This window comes from Ardenticatenales bacterium (assembly GCA_020634515.1).
In the GTDB taxonomy this organism is placed as follows: domain Bacteria; phylum Chloroflexota; class Anaerolineae; order Promineifilales; family Promineifilaceae; genus JAGVTM01.
In genome coordinates this window covers 231,730-248,331 of record JACKBL010000006.1, presented here as the reverse complement: position 1 = coordinate 248,331, position 16,602 = coordinate 231,730, and the positions used below count along the sequence as shown (strand labels likewise).

General features: G+C 60.9%; 14 protein-coding genes. 11 read left to right on the top strand and 3 right to left on the bottom strand.

Annotation, left to right across the window (positions count from 1 at the left end; translation table 11 throughout):
- Positions 1-85: 85 nt before the first annotated feature.
- Both H6650_17025 and H6650_17020 read left to right on the top strand, forming a co-directional pair.
- Positions 86-1,051, top strand: a complete 966-nt coding sequence (locus H6650_17025) for a hypothetical protein (GenBank protein ID MCB8953711.1) — start codon at positions 86-88, stop codon at positions 1,049-1,051.
- Positions 1,048-2,457 (top strand): deoxyribodipyrimidine photo-lyase, encoded by a 1,410-nt coding sequence (locus H6650_17020; protein MCB8953710.1) that lies wholly within the window; start codon positions 1,048-1,050, stop codon positions 2,455-2,457. The genes H6650_17025 and H6650_17020 overlap by 4 nt, the downstream gene beginning before the upstream one ends.
- Before the next feature lie 9 nt (positions 2,458-2,466).
- Here the strand turns inward: H6650_17020 and H6650_17015 are convergent, their stop codons facing one another.
- Positions 2,467-3,033, bottom strand: coding sequence for a hypothetical protein (locus tag H6650_17015; protein ID MCB8953709.1), 567 nt, complete (start codon positions 3,031-3,033; stop codon positions 2,467-2,469).
- Positions 3,034-3,198: 165 nt separating this feature from the next.
- Here H6650_17015 and H6650_17010 point away from each other — a divergent pair, with 165 nt between their 5' ends.
- The 7 genes from H6650_17010 to H6650_16980 all read left to right on the top strand — a co-directional run bounded on the left by H6650_17010 (position 3,199) and on the right by H6650_16980 (position 10,528).
- Positions 3,199-3,753: a hypothetical protein gene (locus H6650_17010; protein MCB8953708.1), complete on the top strand. Its 555-nt coding sequence runs from the start codon at positions 3,199-3,201 to the stop codon at positions 3,751-3,753.
- Between the two features lie 474 nt (positions 3,754-4,227).
- Positions 4,228-6,435 carry a 1,4-alpha-glucan branching protein GlgB gene (gene glgB, locus H6650_17005; GenBank protein ID MCB8953707.1) on the top strand — a complete coding sequence of 736 codons (2,208 nt, stop codon included), beginning with the start codon at positions 4,228-4,230 and terminating at the stop codon, positions 6,433-6,435.
- A gap of 31 nt (positions 6,436-6,466) precedes the next feature.
- Positions 6,467-7,489, top strand: coding sequence for a class I mannose-6-phosphate isomerase (locus H6650_17000; GenBank protein MCB8953706.1), 1,023 nt, complete (start codon positions 6,467-6,469; stop codon positions 7,487-7,489).
- Entirely contained in the window at positions 7,486-7,707 is a 222-nt protein-coding gene (locus H6650_16995) for a hypothetical protein (protein MCB8953705.1), read from the top strand. The genes H6650_17000 and H6650_16995 overlap by 4 nt, the downstream gene beginning before the upstream one ends.
- Entirely contained in the window at positions 7,704-9,341 is a 1,638-nt protein-coding gene (locus H6650_16990) for a hypothetical protein (GenBank protein ID MCB8953704.1), read from the top strand. Before H6650_16995 ends, H6650_16990 begins: the two co-directional genes overlap by 4 nt.
- Positions 9,342-9,446: 105 nt before the next feature.
- A complete protein-coding gene (locus H6650_16985; GenBank protein ID MCB8953703.1) occupies positions 9,447-9,755 on the top strand; it encodes a hypothetical protein in 309 nt (102 codons plus the stop codon).
- 53 nt (positions 9,756-9,808) lie between these two features.
- Entirely contained in the window at positions 9,809-10,528 is a 720-nt protein-coding gene (locus tag H6650_16980; GenBank protein MCB8953702.1) for a segregation/condensation protein A, read from the top strand.
- 17 nt (positions 10,529-10,545) lie between these two features.
- Here H6650_16980 and H6650_16975 read toward each other — a convergent pair whose 3' ends face one another.
- Complete coding sequence (locus tag H6650_16975) at positions 10,546-12,963, bottom strand: penicillin acylase family protein (GenBank protein MCB8953701.1); 2,418 nt, start codon at positions 12,961-12,963, stop codon at positions 10,546-10,548.
- Between the two features lie 146 nt (positions 12,964-13,109).
- Positions 13,110-14,405, bottom strand: a complete 1,296-nt coding sequence (locus H6650_16970) for an alpha-glucosidase/alpha-galactosidase (GenBank protein ID MCB8953700.1) — start codon at positions 14,403-14,405, stop codon at positions 13,110-13,112.
- A gap of 121 nt (positions 14,406-14,526) precedes the next feature.
- On the opposite strand from H6650_16970, the gene H6650_16965 reads away from it, so the two are divergent.
- Positions 14,527-15,363 (top strand): metallophosphoesterase family protein, encoded by an 837-nt coding sequence (locus tag H6650_16965; GenBank protein ID MCB8953699.1) that lies wholly within the window; start codon positions 14,527-14,529, stop codon positions 15,361-15,363.
- 154 nt (positions 15,364-15,517) lie between these two features.
- Positions 15,518-16,594 (top strand): hypothetical protein, encoded by a 1,077-nt coding sequence (locus tag H6650_16960; protein MCB8953698.1) that lies wholly within the window; start codon positions 15,518-15,520, stop codon positions 16,592-16,594.
- Positions 16,595-16,602 lie beyond the last annotated feature (8 nt).

The following is a 16,602-nucleotide window of genomic DNA, read 5'->3' as shown; positions in this document are numbered from 1 at the left end:
CGACATATTGGCCCGCAGGCCCGCGCGCCGCTGGCAGCAACTCGACGACAAAGCAACCGCCCAATGGGCCTTGTGGGGCGGCATTCTGTTTAGCCTGCTTTTCACTTTCGGCATTTGGGCAGCGGGGCCGTGGCTGGATAATGTACGTGCGACGCTGCTGCCCGATCAGGGCGTGGCCTGGTATTATTGGAAGCTGCCTGAACCAACCTTCTGGAGCCGTGCTACCGTCTGGGGCTTCTACGCGCTGCACCAAATCACCCTGTGGGGACTGATTTATTACGCTCAGACGCGGGTGAAGAAGTACACGGCGGGTCTGCACCCGGTCAACGTGCTGGCTCTGGGCCTGAACGCGTTCTTTATCCTCCTGCACTTTGTGCAGACCCACCTCTGGTATGATGGCCTGGCGCAAGATGTGTCTATCTTCAGTTCGCAAGGGTCCGTGATCCTGCTGCTGGTGTTGGTGCTGCTGATGGAAAATCCCCGGCGCGGTCTCTTTTTTGGCAAGAAAGCACCGCTTTCCCGCGAGGTGGTCCGACTGGTGCGACGTTATCATGGCTACATTTTCGCCTGGGCGGTGGTGTACACTTTCTGGTACCATCCCATGGAAACCACCGGCGGCCATCTGATTGGCTTTTTCTACACATTCCTGCTGCTGCTGCAAGGCAGTCTGTTCCTGACACGTCTCCACGTCAACAAGTGGTGGATGTTGGTGCAGGAAGTGACGGTGCTATTTCATGGCACGCTGGTGGCAATCTACCAGGGGAATGGTATCTGGCCGATGTTTTTGTTTGGTTTTGCCGGCATTTTCGTTATCACCCAGATGCACGGACTCGGCTGGTCTCGGCTGACCCGCGCCGCCGTCCTCGCCGTCTACGTCGGCGGCGTTCTCCTCGTCTACAGTCAGCGGGGGTGGGCGCAGTTGAATGAAATTGTTCGCATTCCCGTGATTGACTACCTGTTGGTGTTCCTCATTGCCGGCATCCTCTCCGGCGGCATCAAACTGTACCGCTATGTGCGGGGGCGGCAAGAAATAGCCCAGGCCGGCGCATGACAACCATCTGGTGGATACGGCGGGACCTGCGCCTGCATGACAACGAAGCCCTCACCGCCGCCATGACGGCGGGCGCGCCCGTCGTTCCCCTCTTCATCCTCGATCCCGCTCTGCTCCAATCCGCCTACGTCGGCGAAAAACGACTCACTTACCTCTTCGCCAGTTTGCGCCAGCTTGACGCCGACCTGCGCCGGCGCGGCAGTCGTCTTATTCTGCGTCAAGGGCCACCTATGGCCGTGCTGCGCCAGATATTGGCGGAAACAGGAGCCACCGCGATTCGCGCCCAGGCGGACGTCTCCCCTTACGCCCGCCGGCGAGACACCGCCGTGAGCGCGGCGTTGCCTCTGCACCTGCACGGGGGGTTCGTCGTGCGGCCTCCGGGCAGCGTGATGACGCAAGCCGACGCTCCGTACACCGTTTTCACCCCCTTCAGCAAGACCTGGCGTAGCCTGCCCGGACCAGACGCGGACCGGTTGCTGCCCACGCCCATGCGCATCCCCACGCCACCGTATTTGTCCGGTTTGCCTGTTCCCGCCGACCCGGCGCCGCCTACCAATCCCCTCTTCCCCCCTGGAGAAGCGGAAGCGCGGCGCCGCCTGGCGAGCTTTGTCGCCGGCGACCTGCGCGCCTATGACCGTCGGCGTCATGACCTGGACACGACGGGCACATCGCGGTTGTCTCCCTATTTGCGCTTCGGCCAGTTATCGCCGCGGCTGGCCGTAGTGACGGCTGTGGCAGCCATGGAGCAGGCTCCTGACGTCGCCGCGCGCAAAGGGGCGGAAACCTGGCTTTCCGAGTTGATCTGGCGCGAGTTCTACGCCCACGTCCTTTACCACTTCCCCCACGCGCGTCGGCGCAGCTTCCGCCCACAGTATGACAACATCGCCTGGAACGAGGACGCGGCCACCTTTGCTGCCTGGTGTGCGGGAGAAACGGGCTATCCGGTGGTGGACGCGGCCATGCGCCAACTGGCGGAAACGGGGTGGATGCACAACCGCGCCCGCATGATCACGGCGTCGTTTTTGGTCAAGGATTTACTAATTGATTGGCGCAAGGGGGAGCAGTGGTTTATGCGGCATTTGCTGGACGGTGATCCGGCGGCAAACAATGGGGGGTGGCAGTGGAGTGCCGGCACGGGAACGGACGCCGCCCCCTATTTCCGTATTTTCAACCCCACCACACAAGGCCAGAAATTCGACCCACGCGGCGACTTCGTGCGTCGCTGGCTGCCGGAACTGGCCCTGGTTCCCGACCGGTACATCCACACCCCCTGGGAAATGCCCCCCGCCTTGCAGCAAGCCACGCACTGCCGCATTGGGCGCGAATATCCGGCGCCTATCGTGGACCATCAACTGGCGCGCCAGCGCACCCTGGCCGCCTTCGACGCCGCCAAAGCGGTTGACTGAATTGGGGGTTTAGGGAGCGACCACGGAAAGATCAAACAGGTCGGTCACGGAAGCGCCATCCTCCGTCAACGCCGTCAAGGAGAAACGGATACCGTCACGCTGGGATTCAGGTATGGGAATGGCGAAGGTGCCGCTTGCCGGCACATTCCAGGGTGTGTCCCCCTCGTCCGCGGGCGTTATCCGCCGCAGCGTGACGGTGATGGCGTTGGTCGTAATCCAGGTGAGCGTGATTGTTTGCCCAGGGACGGCCATCTCCGTGGTGGCGTGGAAGAACACGATGGTGGGCGCGGCGGCATCCGTCTCCGTGGCCGCTGCCGCGCCAGGAAAGGCCGGGCCAGCAGCTACCAATGGTGTCGGCGACGGCGAAACCAGCGGCGTCGCCTCCGGGTCCAGGCAGGATTCGGATGTATCGGAGCAGAAACCAACAGGTGGGGGGGCGTCAGTTGCGTCGCCACGGGCTAGAATGGTGTCCACCAGGCGACAGCCGCTGAGGAATATCAGGAAGAGCAACAACCCCACAAGTCGGCTGATGCGTGCAAACGAGAGAGGATTGGGCGTGCCGGCAAATTCATTCATACATATTCGATCCGTTTGACGAGGATGATGGAAATTCAGCTATGATGGTACGCTTTCTGGGAAATGCCGGCAACCATCCGTCGCAACAGCATCATTAGAAACACGTATAGGAACCAGATGGAAACCAAAACTCGATGATACATCGACACTTCAAGGAAGGTACATATGAATAAAGAAAAAGCCCCAACACGCGGAACAAACAGCAATCTTCTGCTCGGTGGCATTCTCATCGCGTTAGGTATACTCTTTCTATTGGGAGAACTGTTTGATATTCGTCTCGGCGCGTACGCCTGGCCATTTTTTATCCTGATTCCAGGTAGCGTGATCCTTATGCTGGGCCTGGGCATATCGGATGATTCGGGGGGCGGGCTGACAATTGCCGGCACAATCATCACCACCGTTGGTCTCCTTCTCCTCTTGCAAAACATAACGGGCTTGTGGGCCAGCTGGTCATATGCCTGGGCGCTCGTCGCGCCCACGTCCGTTGGCCTGGCGCAACTGCTTTATGGCCGCCGTCACCACCGCGACAAAATGGTTGCCGACGGCCAGAACTTGATACGCATTGGCCTGATCATGTTTGTCGTGGGCTTCGTCTTTTTCGAGTTGGTCATCGGCATCAGCGGATTTGGCCTGGGCAGCTTCGGCTGGCCCATTCTGCTCATCATGGTCGGTTCTTACCTGCTGCTGCGCAACGTTTGGCACGGACGGCGCACCCTGTAAACTATTCAATTGACGGTTGCTTGCTGTAGGACAATTCGCCGAATTGTCCTACGGCGCGGGCAGCCTGAGCAATCCATTTCAGTTGACTATCGCTTGCTGTAGGACAATTCGCTGAATTGTCCTCCGCCGTGAAGGGACAATTTCGGCAAATTGTCCTACGGCGCGGGCAGCCTGAGCAACCTATTTGAAACACACCCTTTGGAAAATCGGACGACAAAGGTTTGTCCCATTTTCTAAATGGGACCGGGGGGGTGTCCGATTTGGAAAATCGGACTACGAAAGGGGGGTGTCCGATTTGGAAAATCGGACTACATTGAGAATGGCTGATTCCCGCGCCACTGTTTTCCGATCCGTCGCCCAAAGTGGTACAATTTGAAACGAGAACATCCGCAACGACGGCAAATTGGCTTGGAAGACAATGGCGGCATCATGACACCTGTAATAGAAACTGAACCTATCCTTCCTGTACACCTGATGGAATCTATCGTCAACGGGAATCATGGCCGCCCGTATGATGTACTTGGCCCGCACCCGGTTGACGATGGAGAAGAGGCGGGCGCGGTCGTGCGCGTTTTCCTCCCGTATGCCACGCAGGTAACGTTAGTGGCGGCGGAACAAGAGTATCCATGTAACCAGATACACTCTGGGGGCCTGTTCGAGGTATTTGTTCCTTTGCGGCCTCCGTTCTCTTACCAATTGCGCGTGCTCACCGACCGGGGTGACGTGATCACGGTGGAAGACCCGTACCGCTTCCCACTCACCCTTAGCGATTATGATACCTATCTGATGGGTGAGGGCACGCATATGAAAATTTATGAGCAACAAGGCGCGCATTTGCGCACGGTAGATGGCGTGTCCGGCGTTCGCTTTATCGTTTGGGCGCCCAATGCCATGCGCGTGAGCGTGGTTGGTGATTTTAACCAGTGGGACGGTCGCCGCCATCCGATGATGTTGCATGCCGGCACGGGCATGTGGGAGTTGTTCATTCCAGACCTGGGTGAAGGCATCGTCTACAAGTACGAAGTAAAGAGCCATAATCAAGGGTTGACCATCCTCAAGACCGACCCCGTCGGCTTCTACAGCGAAATCCGCCCGAATAACGCCTCCATTGTCTGGGACATCGACAAATACGCCTGGCAAGACGCCGCATGGATGGAACAGCGCGCCCAAACCAACGACCCGCGCGCCCCTATCAGCGTTTACGAGGTACACCTGGGAAGCTGGCGGCGCAAGTTGGTGGACGATAAATGGGAGTGGCTTTCTTACGCGGAACTGGCGGATGCCCTCATCCCCTACCTGCAAGAAATGGGATACACCCACATCGAACTGCTGCCCGTCTCTGAACACCCCTTCGACGGTTCCTGGGGGTACCAGGTAATCGGCTACTTCGCGCCTACCAGCCGCTTTGGCACACCGGACGACTTCATGGCTTTTGTGGACGCCTGTCATCAAGCGGGCATCGGCGTTATTCTGGATTGGGTTCCCGCCCATTTCCCTAGAGATATGCACGGTTTGGCCTTTTTTGATGGCACGCATCTCTATGAACATGCCGATCCACGACAAGGCGCACACCCCGACTGGGGAACCCTGATTTTCAACTATGACCGCAACGAAGTGCGCCAGTTTTTGGTGAGCAATGCCCTTTTTTGGCTGGATAAGTATCATATCGATGGCCTGCGCGTGGATGCCGTGGCCTCGATGCTTTATCTGGACTTCTCGCGGGAGCCAGGGCAGTGGATACCTAACCGCTATGGCGGGCGGGAAAACCTGGGGGCCATCACTTTCCTGCGCCTGTTCAATGAGCGCGTTCATGAGCAGTTCCCCCACGTGTTGACCATTGCCGAAGAGTCAACCGCCTGGCCCGGCGTGACCGCGCCCGTGGAGGAGGGTGGCCTCGGCTTTGATTTCAAGTGGAATATGGGGTGGATGCACGATACACTACGCTACATGGGGAATGATCCCGTTTACCGCTCCTACCACCAGGGTACGTTGACGTTTTCACTGCTTTATGCGTTTAGCGAGCGGTTTGTGCTGCCGTTTTCGCATGACGAAGTGGTGCATTTGAAGAAGAGTATGCTGGACAAGATGCCGGGCGATTTGTGGCAGAAGTTCGCTAATTTGCGCGCGCTGTATGCGTACCAGTATGCGCATCCGGGCAAGAAGATGCTGTTTATGGGGAGCGAGTTTGGGCAGTGGCAGGAGTGGTCAGAGGAGCGCAGTCTCGACTGGCATTTGTTGGATGGGTATGAGAAGCATGGGGGCGTGCAGCGACTGGTGCGGCGGTTGAATGGGTTGTATCGGGAAATGCCGGCACTTTACGCCGACGACTACTCCTGGAATGGCTTCACCTGGCTGGACATCCACGACGCCCGCAACAGCGTCATCTCCTTCCTCCGCCACGACCCGGACAGCGGCCAAACCATCATCGTGATCTGCAACTACACGCCCGTGCCCCGTCAGAACTACCCGATTGGCGCGCCAGATGCCGGCACATACCGTGCCATCCTGAACACCGACGCCATCGAATACGGCGGCAGCGGCGTATCCACCGGCCCCCTCCTGGCCGAACCCGGTCCCTGGGCCGGCCAACCCCACGTCATCCGCATGACCCTGCCCCCCCTGGCTGTCCTCTACCTTATCCTGGACGAACCCGAAATGCCGGCAACCCCATCAGCCACCTAACCATTCACCCATTCACCCACCGGTCATTCTCATGCCCCGCTTCTACCCCCTCACCTTCATCCCCGTCCTCAAATCCTATATCTGGGGCGGGCGCGGTCTGGCGGACAAACTGGGCCGTTCCTTGCCCCCCGGCATCATCGCCGAAAGTTGGGACATATCCGGGCATCCCAACGGCATCACCGCCGTAGCCAACGGTCCCCGAAGCGGCCTGCCATTAACCACGCTGCAAGAGATGTGGGGGCTGGACCTCGTGGGACGACGTGCAGCCTGGGCGCACGAACGTGGCAAGTTTCCCTTGCTGATCAAATTGCTGGACGCCGCCACGCCCCTCTCCGTGCAAGTCCACCCCACCGACGCCTACGCCCTGACCCACGAGGGCAATGAGTTGGGCAAAACGGAAATGTGGGTGGTGCTGCGCGCGGATGCGGATGCCGGCATTATCCTCGGCGTCAGCGCGGGAACCACACGGGAACAGTTTCGCCAGGCATTAGCGGCGGGCCAGCTAGAGCCGCACCTGCATCGCCTGCCCGTGCGCGCGGGAGACGTGGTTTGTGTACCCGCCGGCACGTTGCACGCCATCCTCGGCGGCGTGATCATCGCCGAAATTCAGCAAAACTCAGACACCACCTACCGCGTGTTTGATTGGAATCGTCTGGGCGCGGACGGGCAGCCCCGCCCGCTGCACGTGGACAAGGCGCTGGAGGTGATCGACTTTCGGCGCATAGAACCGGGGCTGGCGCAGCCGTGCCCCGCCTGGCAGACGGATGGCGCGCGCGCCATGACCCTGTGCCAGAACCCATACTTTATCACGGAACGGGTGGAGATGGATCCGGGAGCGCGTTACGAAGGCGCAGCCAATGGTGAGACCCTGGAAATCTGGGGTTGTATCGGCGGCGCGGCGGCGCTGACGGGCGGCGGCGTGCGTGTGCCGCTGCCGGCGGTGCAGTTCGTGCTTCTTCCGGCGGCTATGGGACCCTTTGTCGTGGAAGCAGACGGAAATGCCGGCACAATCCTACTCCGCACCTACCTTCCCGCACCGGAGCCAATGTCATGAACCATCAGGAACGCTCCACCGGCATCACCAAGCGGCAGCTAGGCATTGGATTCGCGCTGGCGGGCGCGGGCGGGGCGCTGCTGCCATTCGCGCGCGACTGGTTGGGAGCCGCCAGCTATAGCGGCGTTGGTCCTACGCAGCGCCTTATTCTTATCGCCTGCGGCTTCCTGTTCCTCGTCGGCCTCACGCTGATTCCCCTGGGAGATCGTCCCGCATGAGTGATGATGGCTATTTGATGCCGGCAAAAACCACACGCCCCCCCCGCCTGCTCCAATACGCCCCCTGGCTCCTCATTGGCCTGGCGCTCCTCGTCTACCTCGGCTACTTTTTCATCTACAACCAGTACGCCTTTGCCCTCTTTCGCTTCCCTTTCGATTATGATCAGGGGGAAGGGTATGAACTGGTGGATACGCTGCTGTTCAGCCAGGGGGAATGGCCGTACCGGGACATTGACCACTACCCCTTCTACTCGTCCAACTACCCGCCCGTTTACCATCTGGTGATTGTCCCCCTCGTCTGGCTGTTTGGTCCCCAGTATTGGACCGGGCGGCTCGTTTCCTATTTGGGCACACTTATCACTGCCGGGTTGATTGCCTATGCCGTGCAGCGTGCCGGCAAACGCCGGTGGCTCTCCATCCTCAGCGGCCTCGCTTTCCTGGCCTCCAACTACATCTACCAGGTGGGGCCGCTGTTCCGGCAGCACCTCTTCATGGTCATGTTCGAGACCGCCGCCATCGTCACCCTGGCCGTCGTTATTGAGCGCGAAGAAGGCGACGGGACGCGGCACAATCGTGGGTTGCTACTGGTGATGATTTTGCTTCTTCTTGCCGGCTACACGAAACAGTTGGCGTATGTGACCGTCGCCGCCGCCTTCATTTTCCTCTTTTTGCGCCAGCCGCGACGCGCCATCGTCTGGGCCGTGCCTTTTGGGCTGGTCACGGGCTTGATCTTCCTGGGCATCAACGCCGCCACGGATGGCAACTGGCTGTTGAACACCATCACGGCCAACATCAACCCCTTCGTCCCCGGCCAGGCGCAAGGGCTGTATCGCCAATGGTTTTCGCTGCACCCGATCATCACGGTGGCGGCGGCGCTGCTGGCCATGTACCAGCTTTACTTCGCGCGGCTTTCCGTTTTTAGCATCTGGTTTGTGCTGGCCGTCGTCAACAGCGTCACGGCGGGGAAATGGGGCGCGGGGCCGTCTTATTTTGCCACGGCAATAGCGGCCAGTTGTATTTGTGCCGGCATTTTCTTCTCCCACATCCTCGACTGGAGCCAACGCCGCCCCGGTTGGGCCTGGCAAACCGCCGCCCTCACCCTCGTGCCCCTGCTCTTTCTCGCGCAAGCGGCGCGCATGTTCCACACGCCCACCGGCACGCCCTGGCAGCGCAGTTTGGTGGCGGCGCTGGGCAAGCCGACGGACACCATCGCCCCGCCGCAAACGTCCTGCTCCGCCCCCCGCCCCGCGGAAGCGATTCCTTATGTGGATGCCATGGGCTACACGCTAATTGGACGCCCACCGACGCGCGCGGATAAGGATGCCGGCATTCAAATCGCCAACCTCATCGCCCAGGGAAACACCCCCGCCTTCTCCGAAGAAGCCGGCTTCAACCTCTACCTGGGCCGCGACGTGATCACCAACCCCACCCAACTCCTCAACCTCTACAACAACGGCTACACGAATTTGACCGAAATGCTGGACATGTTGGATCAGCAGCAGTTCGATACCGTCGTCCTCCGCGCTCAGTTCTATCCCCCGCCCGTGCTGGACGTTATCGGGCAGCGGTACAAAACGCAACATCTGGTGCAAATGAACGGCTTTGTTTATTGTATAATGAAGCCGAACGGATAACCCCTCTCCTTTCCGCCTGACTTGACGAATGCCGGCATCGACACAGCCCCACACTCACCACTCGCCACTTGCCACTCACCACTTCATTCTTCCGAGGAATACGTGATGGAACGGGAAAATCACTTTCAAAAAGACGATGAGATTATCAGCCGCTACCACCCTGATTACACCTCGGACCGGCTGCGGCGGCAGATGGACCAGGCGCGGCAGTTGAGCGAGATGGAGGTCCAGGCCAGCGAGGAACGAATGGCGGGCATGATGGCCGCGGAGCGGGAGCGGCTGGCGGAGATGCGGCGGCAACATGCGGCCCGCCGCGCCGAGGAACGCCGCCTGATTTTGATCACGCTGGCGCTCATCGGCCTGTTCCTGGTGTCATTGGCCGCCTACGCGCTGATCAGCCAGGCGATTTCGTGATTTCCCACCACCTTCCCGGAAGCTCCGAGCTTCCGGGAAGGTTTTATGTTGCTATGCCGAATTATGTGATTGAATTGCCGGCATTCGCCGGCCCCTTCGACCTGCTGCTACACCTGATTGAGCGTAACGAACTGGACATCACGGCCATTTCCCTGGCCCAGGTCACCCGGCAGTACCTGGAACAGGTCGAGCAACTCAAGCAAAACAAGCGCGTCGAATACCTGATAGATTTCATCGTCATTGGCGCGCGCCTGGTCCTGATCAAGAGCCGCGCCCTGCTGCCACAAAATCCCGCTTTGGGCCTGGAAGATGAAGAAGAAGAAGACCCCGCGGAAACCCTGGCGCGACAGTTACGCGCCTATCGGCAGTTCAAGCAACTGGCCGAATGGCTGCACCGGCGCGAGGAACAAGGCTTGCGCACCTACCTGCGCGTGGCGCCACCGCCAAAAATCGAGAGCAAACTGGATTTGAGCGGCATCACCCCGGAAAGCTTGCGGCGGGCGCTGCAAGACGTATTGGCGCGGGTGGAAAAATCGGAGGAGAGCGTGGGGCTGGTTGCCCGGCGGCGCATCACCATTGAGGGGCAAATTGACTTGCTGCGCCGCACCGTGCAGGTCGGGCGCATGGGCTTCCACGAACTGCTCTCCCCGGAAGTCACCAAAGTGGAAGTGTGCATCACGCTCCTGGCCGTGCTGGAGCTAATCAAACGGCGAGAGCTGGTCGCCGAACAGCAAGAGATGTTCGGCCCCATCTGGCTCACAAAAATGGCATAACCGTCATTCGCGGCGCGCTAGGGCTGGAGCCACAGCACCGTTTGCGCCTGCTCCTCCACCTCCTGGCGATAAAACAGCATCGGGTGATACCCCCGGTTGAAAAAGGCCTCCACCTGGTCATCGTAATGCTTGCTTCCCGGCTGCCCTGACTGGCCGGGTGCGAGCATACTGACGCAGTTGCGCCAGTCGCTGAGGTCGGCAATCATGCGGTATGGCGGGCCGATGAGGCTGGCAGTCGCCAGGTCGTAGAAGTGCGCGCCCGTGGCGCAAACGGTGGTGCTGTCGCCACCGATGGGGAACGGACCGCGGTTGAAGAGCTTGTCCAGGGGGCGCACGTTGCCCAGGGGATGGGGAAAGGTAAGTTGGTGCAGCCGCCCCCAGGCCCATTCCGACTTGTCCGCACCCAACTCTTTCGTGAGGAAATCTACCGCCTGCCGCAGCGCCTGCCGCATGAGGTCATCCCGCGCGCGCCCCTGCTCCGGGGCAAACCAGTGCGAGTCGGGTTGATGCAGAATGCGTAGCAGCCACTCCCAACTACGCGCGCCAAACTGGTTGGTTTCGGCGAGGAGGGGGGTGGGGCCTTGGCCGGCATAATACGCCATCAACTCCCCCAAACGCTCCGCCAATACCAGCCGTAGCAGCCGCCGCATGAACACCTGGTACACCGCCGCCGCCGCGCTGTCCGCCTTCAGCCGCCCATCCCACCCCCGCATCAGCCCGATCACCTGCGTCAGTTCCGCGTCATCCGTCGTCAGTTCCGCCCAAAATGGGCGCAACGCCCGCGCCGTCAGGGAAAGCACGTCGTATTGCATCTCCTGCATGGCGGCCACGTCCACCCGCTCCCGCGCCCGAATCATCTCGTGAATGCGTTCCGCGCGGTCCTTGACGGAAAAATCGTATCCCAATGGATAAGGATAGGCGTCATCCACCACGCGATTGTTCGCCGTGACGATATAACCCTGGGACGGATTGACGTAGTGGGGCACTTCCGCAAACGGCACGTAGCCCGTCCACTCGTATTCGCCGGTCCAACCGGGCACGGGCACGCGCCCGTCCCCTTTGGCGCGGATGGGGAGGCGACCGGGGAAGCTGTAGGCGATGTTGCCGGCACGGTCCGCGGACACCATATTCTGCACGGGCACAGACCAGTCGCGGGTGGCCTCGTGGAATTCGCGGCAGTTGCGCGCCCGATTCATGAGATAGACGGCGCGGAACTGTTCGTCCGTTTCGTGCGCCGTCCAGCGCAAAGCCAACGGCGCTTCCCCCAGCGGTTCCCCCGCCGGATAACTCACGAGGCTGTTGATGATGGGGCCGTGGTGGGTGACGATGACTTCTTCGATAACGGGTTCCGCCCCTTTGACTTCGATGACCTCGCGGCGCACCTCGGCGGGCAGCCACTCGCCCTGGTATTCGTAGAGGACGCGCCCTTCTTCGTGGCGCAGTCGTTCGATGTACAGGTCCTGCACGTCGGGGAAGCCGTTGGTGAAGGCCCAGGCGATGTGGTTGTTGTGCCCGACCATGACGTAGGGAATGCCGGCAAACGACACCCCCATCACGTTAAATCCTTCCGGCTGGCAAACCAGGTGATTCTCGTACCAGATGCAGGGCATGGACATGCTCAGGTGCATGTCGCTGGCGAGTAGAGGCGCGCCGGTGGTGGTGCGGCGACCGCCGACGACCCAGTTGTTGCTGCCCAGGCCGGCTTCCGGCGGCGGGCCCACCCATTCGGCGGCGTCGGCGGCTTTTGATAGGGCGGTGGCGCCAATGCCGGCATAATCCACACCCGGTGGAACCACCAACGGCCCATCGTATGCCACCTCCAACTCCGCCGCGAGTTCCGGTCCCAGCAGGTCAATCAACTGCGCCCGGATGATCTCCGTCTGCCAGTTCACGGATAGGTGCCAGGCCATCATCTTGCCCCAGGCGAACAGGTCCGCCAACTGCCACGGCTCCGGGTCGTAACGTAGCAGCGAGAATTCGACGGGGAGTTTTCCCTGAGCAATGGCGGCGTTAATGCCGGCAACATACGCCTCCAACTGCTCGCGCAACGCCCCATCCGCCTGCGCCGCCTCCTGCTCCGCCACCTGCCGCATCCCCAGTGTGCGCACCCAACGGTCCACCGGAACCGTACGCTCCCCGACCACCTCCGACAGTCGCCCGGCTACCAGCCGCCGCCAGAACTCCATCTGCCACAGCCGGTCCTGCGCATGCACAAACCCCTGCGCAAATAGCAAATCCGGCATCGTTTGCGCGTAAATGTGCGGCACGCCCCACGGATCGCGGTAAATCGCCACCTGCTCCGACACCCCCGGCACGCGCAGAATGCCATCCGTCTGCGGCAGGGGACGTTGCAGCAGCCAGTAGTAGACGCTGCCCGCCCCCACCGCCGCCGCCCCCACCAACGCGCTCACGGTCGTCCATTTGTTACGTTCCATCACAATTGGTCCTACAAATTCTGCAAACGGAATCCGATATACTCAACAATCATCCGAAAACACATTTGCCCAAGTATATGGCTTTTGCTTGTGAGGTCAACGCGCAAGAAACGAAGGTCCCCTGCCGGGCCTCGGGACCCTAGTCTCTATTGGTAGCGGGGTAGCCAGTCTTCGTGCGCGGCGATGAGGTCGTCTACGAGCGCCCAGATTTGGTCCAGGTCGAGTTCGGCGGCGGTGTGGGGGTCGAGCATGGCGGCGTGGTAGATGTGCGCGCGCCGGCGCGTGAGGGCGGCTTCCACGGTGAGGGCCTGTACGTTGATGTTCGTCTGCATCAGGGCGGCGAGTTGGGGCGGGAGGGCGCCAATGCGCGTTGGTTGCAGGCCGTTTTTGTCCACCAGGCAGGGCACTTCCACGCAGCAGCCGGCGGGTAAGTTGTCAATCAGCCCCTCGTTTGCCACATTGCCATAGACCACGCGCGGCTGGCCCGTTTCCAGGCTGTGGATGATCAGTGCGCCGTATTCGCCACTCTGCTGCACGGGCAGCGTCTCCGCCGTCTCCAGATAGGCGCGTAGCCCCTCCCACCCCGCTATTTGTAGCTCGCAACGGGTGATGTACTCGTTCAGGGGGATGTTGTACCGCTCGACCAGGTCGGGGCGGTCCCGCTTGATGAACCAGGGCACGTATTCGCTGAAATGTTCGCTGGATTCGGTGACGAAGTAGCCCAGCCGGTTGAGGACGTCGTAGCGGACTTTGTTGGATGGAGGTGTCCTGTCGTCTTTCGCTATGCGAAACAAGTCGGGATACAAATCCTGGCCGTTGCGCTCGAATTTGAGGTAGAAGGCCATGTGGTTAATGCCGGCACACAAATAATTCACCTCCGCCGCCGGAATCCCCAAGTCATACGCCAACTGCCCCGCCGTCCCCTGCACGCTGTGGCACAACCCCACCGTCTTGACGCGGCTGGCGCGGCTGATCGCCCAGCAGTTCATGGCCATGGGATTGACGTAATTCAGGAACCAGGCATCCGGGCAGAGCGCCTCCATGTCAGCGCAAATGTCCAGCAACACGGGCATCGTGCGCAGGCCGCGCATGATGCCGCCAATGCCCAACGTATCCGCAATGGTCTGCCGCAGGCCATACTTTTGCGGAATCTCGAAATCAATCACCGTCCCCGGCTTGTAGCCCGCCACCTGGATCATGCACAGCACGTAGTCCGCGCCCGCCAGCGCCTGCCGCCGATCCGTCGTCACCTCCACCGTGGGAGACACCCCCAGCGTATGCGCCAGCTTCCGCGCCACCAACGCCGTCGTCTCTAATCGTTCCGCGTCAATGTCGTGCAAGGCAATGGTGGCCCCCGCCAGTTCGGGGAAGCTGAGAATATCGCCCAGCAGGTTCTTGGCAAACACCGTGCTGCCGGCACCAATAAACGTGATTTTCGGCATTGCTCGTCCTTTTTGTAGGGAGGCGGGATTTCCAATGTTGTCCGCGCCCTCTGTTTCCCGTAGTCTAGCGGAGAAAAGCGGAGTTGACGATTTCGCGGCGCGCCTGTACCATCCTCGCCTTATGAAGCTGGCGATTATCTCCGACATTCACGGCAATTTGCCGGCACTCTACACCGCGCTCGAACACATTGACCAATGGCGACCCGATGGCGTCTTCGTCAACGGCGACATCGTCAACCGCGGCCCCTGGCCCGCGGAATGCCTGGCCCTGATGGAAGAACGACGGCAAACCGAGGGATGGCAACTCATTCGCGGCAACCACGAAGATTACGTCATCAGCAATACGAATCCCCGGCTGCCCAGCAGCGGCCCTGAATTCGAAATACGGCGCAACTCCTACTGGACCTACCAGAAGCTCCACGGCGACATGCGCGTTCTGCGCCAGATGCCTAACTTGATCAGCTTCGCCGACCCTGGCGGCGCGGAAGTACGCTTGACACACGCCTCCACCCGCAGCAACCGCGAATCGCTCTTTTCCGACATGGCGGATGCGGTACTGCGCGATAAAATTGGGCCAATGCCGGCATTATTCGCCACCGCCCACACCCATCGCGCCTTCATACGTCAGGTAGACCAGACCATCATCCTCAACACCGGGTCGGTGGGCATGCCCTTCGACAACGACCCGCGCCTGGGATACGGTCAGTTGTGCTGGCAAGGCAATCACTGGCACGTCGAGATCGTGCGGCTGCCATATGACGTACAGGCGGCCATTGACGGCTTCAGCAGCACCGGCTTTCTGGACGAGGCCGGCCCCGTCGCCCGACTGATGCTGCGCGAGTTGGAGCTGGCCATGCCGCTGACCTATGCCTGGGAGAGAGAGTATCGCCGCGCGATTCTTGCCGGCAAAATCAGCGTGGCCGCTTCCATTGAAGCCGTGCTGGCGCTAACGCGATAAGGGCGCATCCATGTTTCAGACGGGAAATAACGGATGCGCGGGAAGGGTTCGTGCTTGTCGGATAGGCCAACGTTCATCTTGCACGAACCCCAAGAAGTGGCAAAGTGTGAAGCTATTTTCACACGATTACTGAGCAATGGGGAATAGCGAAACTATGCACGATATTGAACGACCCAATCTGAGTCACCTACCCGCTGCCGTCGTGGCCTACATTGAAGCGTTAGAGCAAGAACTGCTGGCTTTGCAGGCGCGCACGCTCCCCGTGGCACAGCCCCCCCAGCCGCGCCGCGCCGAGGCAGCGGAAGAGGGAGACGAACCGGCCGAACCGCCAACGACGCTGAACGTGATCACGCTCTCCGCGGCGGGGACGGGCAAGCGAACGCCGCGCCACTTGTACCGGCGGCAGCGGCGCGGCGGCATGGGCATATTCGACCTGCAGGCGAGCGAGGATGACCCACCGGCTATTCTGGCCGTGGCGGATGAGGCGGACACGCTGCTGCTGTTCACCAATCAGGGGCGGGTTTTTCGGGTGGCCGTTGCCGGCATTTCTCTCACCGAAGTGCGCGCGCGTGGGCAGTCCATTGTCAAAACCCTGGGGCTGCGCGCCGGCGAGACCCTTGTCGCCGCCCTGCCCGAAGCCGGCGATGGCTACTACTGCCTGGCCAGCGAACGCGGCTGGGTGCGCCGCATTCATTATCACTACCTGGGGCGCACACTCATTCCGGGCACGACTTTTCACAACATCAAGGAAGGGGGGTATCTCACGCACGCCTGCTGGACGCCCGGTGGCGGGGAGGTGCTAATCGCCACGCGCCAGGGGCTGGGAATTCGCTTCAACGAGCAACAGATCCCCGCGCGCGGCTGCCTGGGCATGCGTATCGCCCCGGATGATCGCGTCATCGGGATGGTGGCGACGACGGAGGATGATGGCGTTTTTTTGCTGTCAGCGGACGGGAAGGGGACAATCCGCCTGATGGCCGGCTTCCGCGCGCACAAGGCGCCCGGCGCGGCGGGCAAAGTGCTGATCAAAACAGACGATCTGCGCGGGATTTGCGCGGCGGGAGTCGCCGCGCGGGGCGAGTCCGCGGATGTGTTTGTCATTTCTCGCCTGGGGAAAATGGTGCGGTTTGATGGGGGAGAAGTGCCGGCAAAAACCGGGGTCGTACAAGGCGTCAATTGCCTGGCCCTCCGCGGCGACGAAGCCGTCGCCGTCGTCCCCGCCAATCATTGACAGGCAGC

Coding starts and splice junctions, on each gene's coding strand:
- H6650_16985 (MCB8953703.1), top strand. CDS start 9,447: ATGGAACGGGAAAATCACTTTCAAAAAGACGATGAGATTATCAGCCGC.
- H6650_16960 (MCB8953698.1), top strand. CDS start 15,518: ATGCACGATATTGAACGACCCAATCTGAGTCACCTACCCGCTGCCGTC.
- H6650_17010 (MCB8953708.1), top strand. CDS start 3,199: ATGAATAAAGAAAAAGCCCCAACACGCGGAACAAACAGCAATCTTCTG.
- H6650_16975 (MCB8953701.1), bottom strand. CDS start 12,963: ATGGAACGTAACAAATGGACGACCGTGAGCGCGTTGGTGGGGGCGGCG.
- H6650_16990 (MCB8953704.1), top strand. CDS start 7,704: ATGAGTGATGATGGCTATTTGATGCCGGCAAAAACCACACGCCCCCCC.
- H6650_16965 (MCB8953699.1), top strand. CDS start 14,527: ATGAAGCTGGCGATTATCTCCGACATTCACGGCAATTTGCCGGCACTC.
- glgB (MCB8953707.1), top strand. CDS start 4,228: ATGGAATCTATCGTCAACGGGAATCATGGCCGCCCGTATGATGTACTT.
- H6650_16995 (MCB8953705.1), top strand. CDS start 7,486: ATGAACCATCAGGAACGCTCCACCGGCATCACCAAGCGGCAGCTAGGC.
- H6650_17000 (MCB8953706.1), top strand. CDS start 6,467: ATGCCCCGCTTCTACCCCCTCACCTTCATCCCCGTCCTCAAATCCTAT.
- H6650_17020 (MCB8953710.1), top strand. CDS start 1,048: ATGACAACCATCTGGTGGATACGGCGGGACCTGCGCCTGCATGACAAC.
- H6650_17015 (MCB8953709.1), bottom strand. CDS start 3,033: ATGAATGAATTTGCCGGCACGCCCAATCCTCTCTCGTTTGCACGCATC.
- H6650_16970 (MCB8953700.1), bottom strand. CDS start 14,405: ATGCCGAAAATCACGTTTATTGGTGCCGGCAGCACGGTGTTTGCCAAG.
- H6650_16980 (MCB8953702.1), top strand. CDS start 9,809: ATGCCGAATTATGTGATTGAATTGCCGGCATTCGCCGGCCCCTTCGAC.